Raw genomic sequence first — 13,380 nt, forward strand, 5'->3', positions numbered from 1 at the left:
CAAGCATTTGCTTGCAATATAAATGCAAGCATTTACTTGCGCAAGTATTTTGAAAAAATAATCCAACAGAAAACAAAAAACGCCGCTACCTTATTAAAGGCAACGACGCTCCAGAAAACAATTGAGGTCAGTTCAATTTACCATGGAAGTTCTTCGCCAAGGTGGATGAACCTGCCGTTAGGGCCGTCTTCACCAATAAGCGATAGTTCAACGCTGGTTTTGGCACCGTCAGGAACACTCATAGGGGCGTGTTCAATACTACCCAACTCTGTTTGTACCCAACCCGGATGTGCCGAGTTTACTTTGATCTTAGTACCTTTTAATTCATCGGCCAATAACACTGTGAATACATTCAAAGCAGCTTTTGACGCTGAATACGACAAACGTTTGAAATCTGCTATCGGGCTGCCTTCAGTAGCATGTATAGTTATTGACCCCAATATGCTCGACAAGTTAACGATACGGCCAGCCTCACTCTTTTTAAGCAAAGGAAGCAGCTCATTAGTAAGATATACAATGCTGAACAGGTTGGTATTAAAGATATATTCAAATTCATCGGCAGTTGTAGCAACGGTCTTTTTAACAAAAAGATCATCATCTTTAGGCCCAACACCAGCATTATTTACCAGGATATCCAGTTTGCCAAATTTGTTTTCGATGTAAGCGGCAACCGCTTTTCTTTCGTCGGCATTGGTAACATCCAGTTGAACGCCATATGCTTCAATTCCTTGTTCGGTTAATTGAGCCGCGGTTTCTTCAGCGGCACTCAGTTTACGGGCAGCCACTATTACGGCCACGCCTTTTTCGCCTAATTGTTTAGCGGTTTCAAAACCTATACCGCGATTTGCGCCTGTTATTAAAGCTATTTTTTTAGTTGACATGATATTTTCTATTTTAATGTTGAGTGAATTGTGTTTGATTATTTTGCAGCAACGTGATCATGATCGGTACTGGTTGATACTGCTATCCATTGATCAATTTCTTTGCTTGTTTTTTCGGCATTGGCTTTATACATACCAACGGCATCTTTACCGATAGGCAGGTGTAACGGAGGGTTTTCGTTATGAGCGAGATCAACTACAACCTTAGCCAGTTTCTTTGGATCGCCGGGCTGGTTACCGTGTAACTGATCGGCACCCGTTCTCATCGGACCAACGGTTTCGGTATAATCGGCAATAATATTTTTTGCAGCACTATATGATTCCGCGCTCAGGAACTCGGTGCTGAACAAACCCGGTTCAACTACCGTTACTTTAATATTGAGTGGAGCAAGCTCTGCAGCAAGGCCTTTTGAAATCCCTTCAACCGCAAACTTGGTTGAACCATACAAAGCCCAGCCCGGGATGGCATCAAAGCCAAATAATGAAGAAACGTTGATAATATGGCCAGATCTTTGCGCACGTAAATGAGGCAGTACTACACGTAATACATTTAGTAAGCCAAATACGTTGGTTTCATATTGTGCTTTTACTTCGGCATCGGTAGCTTCTTCAATGGCGGTTACGATACCATAGCCAGCATTGTTGATCACTACGTCAATTTTGCCAAAACGTAGCAAACCTTCGGCAACAGCGGCTTTAACCTGTGCTTCGTTAGTTACGTCCATTGTTACCACCAACAGGTTAGGGTTGTTACTTAATGTAACAGCCAGCTGATCTGCTTTGCTCCTTACCGTAGCTATTACTTTATCACCTGCGGCCAATGCTGTTTTTGCTATCTCTAAACCAAAGCCTTTTGAAGCACCGGTTACTAATATTACTTTTTGAGTTTTCATGATGTTTGTTTTATTGATTTTATATTTTAGACTTTTTAGTCGATTTTATACTTTTAAAAATACCGTTTCCGGTTATTGTCTTTTATTTCTTTTACCTTGATTAAAAACGACCAAAAAGTCTATTTTAAATCAAAAAAAAATTATTTTAGTTCGTACTCCTTTAATTCGTTTTTGAGCATGCGCACAAGGCTGTTCATATATTTACCACTTCCGGTAACTCTTGATACCAGCATCCCACCTTCCAGTAGTGTAAACATCTTGAGCGCGTAATCCGCGGCGTTTATTTCGGGAGATATTTCACCATCCGCAACACCCTTGTTTATGATCTCCACAAAAACCTTCTGCCCTTCCTCAATCATTGTTTTGAGCCTCTGTTTAAGCATGGGATTGTTATCGTCAGCCTCAACGCCAAAATTAAGTATCGGACAGCCGCCATCTATGTATGAATCAATAGGATCTTTATAGATATCAATAAAAGCGAAAATTTTTTTAATGGCTGTTTTTTCCTTAGCCATAACAGTATTTACCTTATCGCTTAACTTATCGAGCAGGTAATTAACCATCACACTCGCAATTTCGTCCTTGCTTTCAAAGTGCCCATAAAGGCCTCCCTTAGCCATTTTTGTAGCGGCCAGGATATCATCAATGGTAGTACCGGCTATACCTTTTTCATTAAAGATCGGCGCTGCCGTCTCGATAATGAATTGCCTGGTTCTTTCTGCTTTGCCCATTGTTGTTTTTGTTTGACGAATCAAAAATAGACCAAAAAGTCGAAAATGAAAATTATATTTTTATTGATGACAATGAGATGAACATTGAGCAACGTGTTTACTGTTACAATTAAGCTTGTGATGTTTTAACCGATTTATTATTTTCGTCTCGCCTAAACCACGCGCCTTCTCACTTATGGTCAATACCACAATTCAGATTACCGGTAAATATCATCACGAATTATTATTGCTGCTCAACAGAACGAAACCTGTTAAACTACAAACAATAGTGTAATGCATCAATTGTTGAAAGATCTGTCTGACAGATTATCACAATAAGCGTATATCCTACTTAATTATATCTAAACAAAAACCAACATTATCTAATCACAATTTCATGAAAAAATTACTTTTAAGCGCCGCCGCGCTGATGGCATTTTCTATCGCAATTTCAATCTTTCAAATGAGTTGCACCAAAATAGCCAATTCACAAACACCTTCTTATACATTACAACCGGCAACAACAACAAAATTGGGCGGTGTGATCCCCGACGGAACAACAATTTCCGTAGATGCAACCGGTAAAATATCAGCTCCCAATTCTTATACCTTACAAGCAGCTACAACAACAAAACTGGGCGGTGTAATCCCCGACGGAACAACAATTTCTGTAGATGCAACCGGTAAAATATCGGCTAATGCCGCTACTCAAGTCGGAAAATTGCTGTACGGCGTGACCGGCGCCACCGAACCGGCAAATGCTATATGGACATCAAATTTTGATGGCTCCAACCCGCAAAAAATCAATATCACTATGCCAACAGGTATTGTGATTGCTCCGGATAATATCAGGATATCTCCGGATCACAAAACAATATTTTTTTCGGCACATACAATACCGCCAGCTTCAATTTTGTACTATCTGTATTCATGCAATATAGATGGAACCAACCTGCGTCAAATCAGAAGCCAGGGCGCTAATGGCGTTAGTGTGGAGGTTGCTTATTAATATCCATAGTTGATCCCCCACAAAAAAGCCGCCCCTTTCGGGGCGGCTACACTATATATAATTGACTCAAAAAAATGGCTGTTATAAAGTGGCAAATTCATCAACCCTTGGTTTGGTTTCTTTGTTCAAAGTCTCGGTAGCGTGAGCGTATGCCAGGCCGTTGCTGTTAACGTTTGAAGTTACATTGCGGGTTAAGCTATATTCGTTGGTGTTACCTTTAAGCTCGGCTTTGGCGTTACCGCTTAGGGTGATACTGGCACTATAAGTATCCAGATCAAGGCTTGCAGATGCGTTATTGTTTAGTTTAACATCAAGGTCGATGCCTGAAAAGCTGCCGAATGATTTGATATCGGCATTATCGTAAGCACTAATTGCGCTCAATTGGTTTGCAGTTACCCAAACTACCAATTTTTCATTTTTATATGATGAAATGCGCAATACGCCTTTTTGTGATTGAACCAGCGCGTTTTCAGAATAATAGCGGTTGTAAACCTTTACCTGGTCGGCCGGGCCGCTTGATATGTAAAGTTCAACGTTGCCGTAAACTTCAATTTTGTTGATTTTGCTGATATCAGTTAAAACAACGGCTGCATCATTTTTTACTGTATTTGCTGATGCGATGTTTGCGAAGCCAAGTACCATAAACAATACGGTAGCGATGGCGATTGATGTAGTTTTCATGGTATTAATATTTTGATTGTCAAGTGATTATTATTTTATTTCATTGAATACACAGATATGACGATCTCAAATAAAAAACGTTACAGCGGTTTTGGCTCAATTAGCTGGAGTGCAGGTTTTTATCGGTAAGCCGGTGATTTTCTCCGGTGAAATAAGGTATGAAATTAAGAGGGATTGATTATATCGTTGTCATGCTGAATAGAAAAACCGGGATCTGTGAAAGTGAAATGACATCTACTCCACATTATTGCGAGTAATTACCAAGGCAGCCCTTAAAAAAGTTGTGATGACATATAAAATAAGAATGTGTCGTTTTTGGTTTTGCAGTTATGGAGCGTAGACCCGCGTTAGGGATTGCAGTGTAAAGCCCACAGCGTGTGTAGGGATGTGGGTTGGAAAAGCGAGGACTTGCAACGGAAAGCCCGGGCCGCAGGCAACGCCCAAATTAACATTACATGTCAGGTAAAAATACACTTGATAATCAATAACTTAAAATAAAATCATTACAAGAAACCAAGATAACCGACCGAAAGGAACTCATTAATACATGAAAAAAAATTATAATTATTAATAATCTCTGAGGGGCCGGTAACTATTATTGTTGTGATGAACTTACATTGTCGCGCTCTTGGCCGCGCAGGGCCAGGTACTTTTGTCGCCACAAAAGTACCCAAAAAGGCTTGCAGCAGAAAGGCTTCTTTGCGCACGCCCTACCCTCCAACCCGCCACACTGCCATTGCCCTGCAAAACGAACAGAACCACAGGCTGCAATTATTTTGCCCCAAGTCACATGCTCCCATGGCTTCTGCAAAAACTTGCTATGCCCCTGCAGCCGCACATTCCCCACATGTTCTGTTCGTTTTCACCTGAAGCTGACCTGCTGCGAAAAACGGACTTTTAACAAATAATGTGTCGCTGTAGAGCAGAATCACGCCCTCTGTCAAACCCGGGCTATAAAAACCATCAACTCAAATAATAAGCTTCGCCATCGGTCTTGATCTTTCCTGCGTCGAGCAGCAGGCGAATGGTTTCCATCTTTTCTTTTTCGGTGCCTATGTTGATACCAGTTATCAGGCTACCGATGTCGGGATTTGAAATGCTGAGTAATTGTACAATCTCTGTAGTGATATTATCAAAGATCTCGTCCTGGTTTATCTTACGCTTTTCCTCAAGGCAAACATCGCAAACACCGCATTTGCGGCTGTCGGTTTCATCAAAATAAGCCAGCAGCATCTGGCTTCGGCATCGTTTATGAATAGCGTAAGCAAAAACAGCTTCCATTTTTTGACGGTAAACTTCCTTGCGTTGTTCAATATATTTCCTGTCGATGATGAGGTGGCTACCCTGTACCCGTGGTTTTAAATAAGTAACCTGAGGCTTATCGGTTTGTGGCATATAGCTTAGCAAGCCATATTGCTGCAATTGTAACATCCCCTCAATAACCTGCTGAACGCTTAAGCCGGTACGCCTTGCAATATCAAACTCCTTGATACGCACATAATTTTCAAACGCGCCACCGTATGAACGTAGCAGGGTTTTGACAAATGGGTCCCAACCTGCATTCTGGATCTGGAAGTTATATAACTGTTCGTTAACCACCTCAAACTGAAAACGTGAGGGCAAAAACACGCTTTCGTTAAATGCCAGGTATTCATCGCGCTCCAGAAACTTTAAGGCATTGAGCGTTTTAATAGCATCAAGCTTGTAGCGACTGCAAAACTCGCCAAGATCAAGATCAAAACTTAATCCCTCACCCGCCTCATAAGCCAGCTGGAAATAATTGGCCAGGTGATGGTACACCTGTTTAATCTCATCGATGGATGGAAAGTTAAGCTCAAACATTTTTTCCTGTTTAAGCTTATCAGCAGGGTTGTACAGCAATACTCCAAATGCTTTATTACCGTCACGCCCTCCCCGACCGGCTTCCTGGTAATAAGCCTCCAAACTTTCCGGAATATCTTTATGGATCACAAACCTTACATCAGGCTTATCTATCCCCATACCAAAGGCATTGGTGGCCACAATAACCTGCACCCGGTTATTTTTCCAGGCTTCCTGCTTTTCCGCACGCTGATCAACCGAAAGACCGGCGTTGTAATAATCGGCCCTTATACCGTTATCGCTCAAAAACTTTGCTATCTCAAAGGTTTCTTTCCGGCTGCGTACATATACTATGCCGCTGCCCTTAACGCCGCGTACAACATCCAGCATTTTACGAAACTTATCTTCCTCGTATTGTACCACATAGCTGATATTGCTCCTTTCAAAACTTTGCTGGTAAACTACCGGGTTTTTGAATTTTAGCTTTTCCTGGATATCGGCCTTTACATCGGCAGTAGCCGTGGCGGTGAGCGCAAGAACGGGTACGTTAGGATGCAGTTCCCGCAGATCAGCAATGTGCAGGTACGGCGGCCTGAAATCATAGCCCCATTGCGAGATACAATGCGCCTCATCAATAGCGAAGAGGTTTACTTTCATGTATTTAACCCGCTCACGCACCAGTTCGCTCAGCAGGCGCTCGGGCGACAGGTACAGAAACTTTACCGAACCGTAGATGCAATTATCCAGCGCCAGATCAATCTCCCTACGCCCCATGCCCGACACGATTGAAATAGCATTGATCCCCTTGGCCCGCAGGTTTTCAACCTGGTCTTTCATAAGGGCAATCAATGGCGATACCACGATGCATATCCCCTCTTTGGCCAGTGCGGGCACCTGAAAACAAACGGATTTACCACCACCGGTAGGCAACAAAGCCAACGTATCGTTACCTAATAAAACAGATTGGATGATCTCGGCCTGCATTGGCCTGAAAGTATCATGGTTCCAGTACTGTTTTAATATTTCTTCGATAGTCATGGGCATACACTGACCTCAAAACTATTAAATTTAAGGGAAAGATTGGGTGAGAGACCGAATTATCCGCCATTGCGAGGCACGAAGACAACCGACTGAGGGGAGATCATTACTACCTATTAAAAACAAATTATCATTATTAATAATCCCCAATAAGCAGAGCCGCTCTGTATAGTTCGCGATTGCTTCATGCCTCGCAATGACGCGCGGAGATGCAATTTATTCAAAACCCTATCAACCATTTATAAAACCCCGGCCAGTCGCCATTCCATTGCTTTTCATTGTGCGACGCTCCTTTAATTACCGTAACGGGCGCATTTTCAGGTTTTATCCCTCTTGACTTTACCAAATCAGCCATCTTTTGCATATCAGGAACCATTGTATCGCTTTCCGCATCCCCGCAAACAAAATAAAAACGGCTTTTTGTGCTTATCTTAACCTGTTTAGCCAGGTCAAACAGTTGTGGAGCATTCCAAAACGCAGGCGAAAACACACCGGCATTTCCAAATACTTCCGGATATTTCAGCAAGGCATACATGGAAATAAGTCCCCCCATTGAACTGCCTGCTATTGTTGTATGCGTGGCATCACTTTCGGTGCGATAATGTGCATCGATATATGGCTTAAGGGTTTTAACCAAAAATTGCACATAATCATCCCCCCTGCCCTTGCCATATTTTGAATCGTATGGATTATACTCTGTCAAACGGTAATCGCCGCCATGGTCAATACCAACTATGATGCTTTCTTCCTGTTCGGGCATTTTATCCATGAGCTCATCTATCCCCCATTCACCATAACTTGAGGTGTATTCGTCAAAAAGGTTTTGACCGTCGTGCATATAAATTACAGGGTATTTTTTACTACCTGTATCATACCCGGCTGGTAAGTAAATCCAAACGCGGCGCTCTCTGCCTAATTGAGGCATTTCAAAGTTTTCGTTAATGATGTGTACACGGGCTGTGGCGGTGTGTTTTTTTTCAGCCGGAGCAAAGCTATCCTGCCAGCCCGCTATATCGAGTTTTACATTGGTATCGCCTTTTATCACCAGGCTCCGGTTATCAATTGACTTACCCGTAGCGTCGCATTCAACTGTGTTCCAGCTGCCACGGGTAATTTTAAAGTGAATTATCCCAGCGGGCAATTCTTTGCTTAATGCATAATTTCCACCCTCGTTTTTAACCAGTTCCCAACCTTTATCAGCAGGGTTCCAGCCATTAAAATCACCTGCCAAAAACAGGTGTTCCAGGGGGCTTTTTGAAGCCTGAATATTGCCGGTAAAAAAAGATATTTTCACCTGGCTAAAGAGCAAAAAATTTTGGCCAAAAAGCAAAAACGCGCAGAAAATTATTTTTTTCAACATCATAAAACGGTTAAAATCGGTAACGTTACCGGGAACGTTCCCGGAAATTGATTGCATAAAAGTAAAATCAGCTATTGTGTAAACTTGACACTTACTTATTTCTCAAATATGGGTTTAAATCCAAATTTCGCATAAAAACAATAATTTTTCTCTGCCATTTCGATAAATTTTAATATTTCTTTCAAGTTAAAAAAGCCTTAATTAAACGCTTTAAAATTATCTTTTATATAAAATTTGCATTTGATATTTGTAAATGTAAATTAGTCGCATGCTGTTTCGGCCACAATAATAAACCAATTATAGCCGGCAAAATAAGCCTTTTTTTATCCATAAAAATCAATAAGTAAATGAGAAAAAATTACTCAAAAAAGTATGTTCTTCTTTGTGCTTTCCTGATGATGTCATTCATGGCGTTTTCACAAACCGGGAGTATTAAAGGAAAGGTATCTGACGAAACCAACCTGCCCCTCCCCGGTGCTACGGTTACTATCGATGGTACCACTATTGGTTCAACTACCGACCCTAATGGTAACTACGCCATTAATAATGTTAAAGCCGGAACTTATACGCTAAGTGTTAAGTTTATCGGTTATATCACCATCAAAAAATCAGTAACCGTTAGCGGTGCTACTATCGAAAACTTCAGCCTGCTGCCCGAAAGCAAAAGCCTGAGCGAGGTTGTGGTTATCGGCTACGGTACGCAACGTAAAAAAGACCTTTCGGGTGCTATTACCAACGTAACCGCCAAAGATTTTCAAAAAGGTGTTATTACAACTCCCGAGCAGTTAATTGCAGGTAAAGTTGCAGGTGTATCTGTAATATCAAACAGCGGCGCGCCTGGCGCAGGTAGCACTATCCGTATCCGTGGCGGTGCATCGTTAAGCGCCAGCAATGATCCGCTTATCGTTATCGACGGTGTGCCTATCAGCAACGCCAGCATCTCGGGCGCTGCCAACCCTTTAAGCCTGATCAACCCTAACGATATCGAATCATTTTCGGTATTAAAAGACGCTTCTGCAGCAGCCATTTATGGTAACAGGGCTTCAAACGGTGTTATTTTAATCACTACTAAAAAAGGCAAAAGCGGTAAACCGATTATTGATTTCAGCTCGCAGGTTTCGGCCAGCAAGATCCCTAAAGAAGCATCAGTGCTATCTGCCGACCAAATTCGCGATTATGTAAAAGCCAACGGAACAGCTGCTCAAATAGCGCAATTAGGTACTGCAAGTACCGACTGGCAAAAACAAATTTACCAAACTGGTATCACTACCGATAATAACATTAGCGTATCTGGCGCTACAAAACACCTACCCTACCGTGTATCGGCCGGTTACCTTGACCAGGATGGTGTTTTAAAAACCAGCTCAATGCAGCGTATCACCGGTGCTATCAATTTAAGCCCAAGCTTTTTTACCGACCACCTGAAAGTTAATTTAAACGCTAAGGGCGCACAGGTAAAACAAAGGTTTGCCAATGAAGGTGCAATTGGCTCGGCAGTAAGCTTTGACCCTACCAAACCGGTTTACTCGGGCAACAGCCGCTTTGGCGGTTACTGGCAATGGTTAAACAATCCGGCCCAGCCGGGCGGTCCGCTTAAAGATCTTGCTACTTTAAACCCGCTTGGTTTATTAGAGCAGCAGGATAACCGCAGTACTGTTTACCGCAGCATTGGCAACTTGCAGTTAGATTATAAATTCCACTTTTTACCGGAGTTACATGCCAATGTTAACTTAGGCTATGACGTATCAAAAGGTACAGGCCACAATATCATTCCCGATAGCGCGGCTTCAAATTACAAAGGCTTCCTTGATACAAAAGGTGTTACTCACCGCGGTTTAAACAACCAATACAAACAAACCCAGTCAAACACCATATTTGAGGGCTATTTAAGCTACGCTAAGGATTTGAAAAGCATAGCCAGCCACATTGACGCGGTAGCAGGTTACTCTTATCAGGATTTCTCGATCACCAATTACAACTATGGCAACTTTGCACATGACGGTACAGAGCAGCCTGGCACCCAACCTGTTTATCCGTATGATAAACCAGAAAACAGGCTGATATCGGTTTATGGCCGTTTAAATTATGTGTTTGAAGATAAATATATTTTAACCGGTACCGTACGTCGCGATGGTTCATCAAAATTCAACCCTAACCAAAGGTTCGGTACTTTCCCTTCAGTTGCATTTGCATGGAAGTTGAAAGAAGAATCGATGTTTAAAGGCTTAACGGCTTTGTCTGACCTGAAACTTCGTGCAGGTTACGGTATCACCGGTCAGCAGGATGGAATTGGTAACTATGACGTTATCTCATTCTACAACCTGAGTACCAATACTGCACAATACCAGTTTGGCGATTCATTTTATAACTTATACCGTCCGGGTGGTTATTACGCGCTGCGTACCTGGGAGCAAACAGCTGCAACTAACGTAGCTATCGATTTTGGTTTCCTTGACAACCGCATTACCGGTACTATTGATTACTATCACCGTAAAACATCAAAACTGCTAAACAAGATCCCGCAACCAGCAGGTACCAACTTCTCTAACTATATTGTAGCCAACATTGGCGATTTAAGCAGCAATGGTTTAGAGTTAAACCTGAGCGCGGATGTGATCAGGACCAGCGACATTACCTGGAATGTTAACCTGAACGCCACATACAATACCAATAAGATCACCAAACTGACACTGGCTCCTGACCCAAGCTATCCTGGTGCCCCAACCGGCGGTATCTCAGGCGGTACCGGCAATACCATTCAAATTAACTCTGTTGGTTATCCACGTAATTCATTCTATGTTTATCAACAAGTTTACGGCACCGATGGCAAACCCCTGGATGGTGTATATGTTGACAGGAATAAAGATGGTATAGTTAACGAAAATGACTTGTACCGTTACAAAAGCTCAGATCCTAAAGGCTATTTTGGTTTAAGCTCAAACCTTAACTACAAAAAATGGTCGGCTGGTTTTGTTGCAAGGGCAAGCGTTGGCAACTATGTATATAATAACGTTTTCTCAAGCTCAGGCACACAGTTAAGTGTATTTAACGGTATAGGTATCTTAAACAACGCCTCAACCAATTTACTTGAAAGCGGCATGACAGGCTCTTTTGACAAAAGCAGGTTATCTGACTATTACATCCAAAACGCTTCATTTATCCGCATGGATAACGTTAACGTAGGTTATAATTTTGGCAAAGTGTTTCATAACACAGGCAATTTAAGGTTAAGCGCCAACGTGCAAAATGTGTTTGTTATCACCAAATACAAAGGTCTTGATCCGGAGGTTAATACCGGCATCGATAACAACCTTTATCCACGCCCGCGTACTTACGTGTTAGGTCTTAATCTTTCATTATAACATCGTTAATCAACAATAAAGAAAAATTAACATGAAAAGACATTCATTAAAATATATAACAATTACAGCCCTGATTGCAGGCGGGTTGACATCGTGTACCAAAAAGCTGGATTTGTTACCAACTAACGACGTTACCGCTTCACAGGTTTACAGTACCCCCGAAGGTTACAAACAGGCTTTTGCCAAAGTATATGGTGCATTTGCGTTAACAGGCAACAAAGGCCCTGCCGGCGATGACGGCACCAAAGATATCCAGGGTATTGACGAAGGTACATCAGACTTTTTCCGTCTTTACTGGTGCGCAGAGGAATTACCAACTGACGAAGCAGTTGTAGGCTGGGGAGACGTGGGCTTGCCTGATTTTCACAACATGTCCTGGTCATCAAGCAATACTTTCTTAACCGGCTTGTATTACAGGTGTATGTACCAGATTACATTGGCCAATGATTTCATTCGCCAATCATCTGATGCTAACCTGAGCAGCAGGGGTATCAAGGGTACCGATGCCGATAAAGTACATCAATATGTTGCTGAAGCACGTTTTTTAAGGGCTTACCAGTATTCAATTTTGATGGACCTGTTTGCGGCCCCTCCTTTTGTAACCGAAAACGATCCGTTGGGTGGCCCGCTGCCAAAACAAATTAGCCGTAAAGATCTGTTTGCTTATATAGAAAGCGAACTTAAAGCAATTGATGCAGGCCTTGTTGACGCCCGTGGTAATGAATACGGCCGCGCGGATAAAGCCGCTGCATGGGCATTATTAGCAAGGATTTATCTAAATGCTGAGGTTTATACCGGTACTGCACATTATCCGGATGCTGTAACTTATTCTAAAAAGGTAATTGATGCCGGTTACTCTTTAGTTACCGACTACAGCAAACTGATGCGTGCCGATAATAACCTCAATAAAAATGAGTTTATCTTAACCATTAATTATGACGGTTTGCATACCCAAAGCTATGGTGGTGCTACCTTCATGACCCACGCCCCTGTTGGTGGCTCAATGCCATCTGCCGAATTTGGTATTGCCGGCGGCTGGGCTGGTTTACGTACAACCAAATCTTTTGTAAACCTTTTCCCTGGCGGCGCTTCAAGTGCTGATAAACGTGCTCAGTTTTATACCGATGGCCAAAACATTGACATCAACACCATAAGTACCTTTACCGACGGCTATGCTATCAGTAAATTTAAAGATGTTAAGATAGACGGCGGAGCTCCACAAAGTTTGGACTATGCAGATATGGACCTCCCTATTTTCCGCTTAGCCGAGCAGTACCTTATTTACGCCGAAGCTACCACACGTGGCGGTGGTGGCGATGCCGCGCTTGCTTTAAGTTATGTTAACAAATTAAGGGCCCGTGCTTATCAAAGCTCTACTACAGGTCAGCTAACAGCTTTAACAACCGATTTATTGCTTGACGAAAGAGGTCGCGAGTTGTACTGGGAATGTTTCCGCCGTACCGACCTGATACGTTACAAAAAGTTTGTTGAAGATACCTATCTATGGCCGTTTAAAGGTGGTTCAAAAGATGGCAAAGGCGTTGAAAGTTTCCGCACCATTTACCCTTTACCATCTGCAGATGTTACGGCTAACCCTAATCTGAAACAAAATACAGGATATTAAT

The 13,380-nt window shown here is 42.3% G+C and carries 9 protein-coding genes; 3 read left to right on the forward strand and 6 right to left on the reverse strand.

What is annotated here, in order from left to right; all coding sequences use genetic code 11:
* Positions 1 to 137 precede the first annotated feature (137 nt).
* The 3 genes from EAH55_RS17095 to EAH55_RS17105 all read right to left on the reverse strand — a co-directional run bounded on the left by EAH55_RS17095 (position 138) and on the right by EAH55_RS17105 (position 2,505).
* Positions 138 to 881 (reverse strand): SDR family oxidoreductase, encoded by a 744-nt coding sequence (locus tag EAH55_RS17095; protein WP_121810700.1) that lies wholly within the window; start codon positions 879 to 881, stop codon positions 138 to 140.
* A 38-nt stretch (positions 882 to 919) separates the two neighbouring features.
* Positions 920 to 1,774 (reverse strand): oxidoreductase, encoded by an 855-nt coding sequence (locus EAH55_RS17100; protein WP_121810701.1) that lies wholly within the window; start codon positions 1,772 to 1,774, stop codon positions 920 to 922.
* Positions 1,775 to 1,914: 140 nt separating this feature from the next.
* Positions 1,915 to 2,505, reverse strand: a complete 591-nt coding sequence (locus EAH55_RS17105) for a TetR/AcrR family transcriptional regulator (RefSeq protein WP_121810702.1) — start codon at positions 2,503 to 2,505, stop codon at positions 1,915 to 1,917.
* Between the two features lie 376 nt (positions 2,506 to 2,881).
* Here EAH55_RS17105 and EAH55_RS17110 point away from each other — a divergent pair, with 376 nt between their 5' ends.
* Entirely contained in the window at positions 2,882 to 3,493 is a 612-nt protein-coding gene (locus EAH55_RS17110; protein ID WP_121810703.1) for a TolB-like translocation protein, read from the forward strand.
* Between the two features lie 81 nt (positions 3,494 to 3,574).
* Here EAH55_RS17110 and EAH55_RS17115 read toward each other — a convergent pair whose 3' ends face one another.
* The 3 genes from EAH55_RS17115 to EAH55_RS17125 all read right to left on the reverse strand — a co-directional run bounded on the left by EAH55_RS17115 (position 3,575) and on the right by EAH55_RS17125 (position 8,450).
* The gene (locus EAH55_RS17115; RefSeq protein WP_121810704.1) at positions 3,575 to 4,174 is read right to left on the reverse strand and encodes a GIN domain-containing protein; all 600 of its coding nucleotides are present in this window, start codon (positions 4,172 to 4,174) and stop codon (positions 3,575 to 3,577) included.
* A gap of 963 nt (positions 4,175 to 5,137) precedes the next feature.
* Entirely contained in the window at positions 5,138 to 7,033 is a 1,896-nt protein-coding gene (locus tag EAH55_RS17120; RefSeq protein ID WP_121810705.1) for a RecQ family ATP-dependent DNA helicase, read from the reverse strand.
* 220 nt (positions 7,034 to 7,253) lie between these two features.
* Positions 7,254 to 8,450 (reverse strand): alpha/beta hydrolase, encoded by a 1,197-nt coding sequence (locus EAH55_RS17125; protein WP_121810706.1) that lies wholly within the window; start codon positions 8,448 to 8,450, stop codon positions 7,254 to 7,256.
* Positions 8,451 to 8,740: 290 nt separating this feature from the next.
* Between EAH55_RS17125 and EAH55_RS17130 the strand changes: the two genes are divergently transcribed.
* The gene (locus EAH55_RS17130) at positions 8,741 to 11,755 is read left to right on the forward strand and encodes a SusC/RagA family TonB-linked outer membrane protein (protein ID WP_121810707.1); all 3,015 of its coding nucleotides are present in this window, start codon (positions 8,741 to 8,743) and stop codon (positions 11,753 to 11,755) included.
* A 31-nt stretch (positions 11,756 to 11,786) separates the two neighbouring features.
* Positions 11,787 to 13,379, forward strand: coding sequence for a RagB/SusD family nutrient uptake outer membrane protein (locus tag EAH55_RS17135; protein WP_121810708.1), 1,593 nt, complete (start codon positions 11,787 to 11,789; stop codon positions 13,377 to 13,379).
* The last annotated feature ends 1 nt before the right edge of the window (position 13,380 follow it).

The sequence above is a fragment of the Mucilaginibacter kameinonensis genome (assembly GCF_003675385.1).
Classification (GTDB): domain Bacteria; phylum Bacteroidota; class Bacteroidia; order Sphingobacteriales; family Sphingobacteriaceae; genus Mucilaginibacter; species Mucilaginibacter kameinonensis.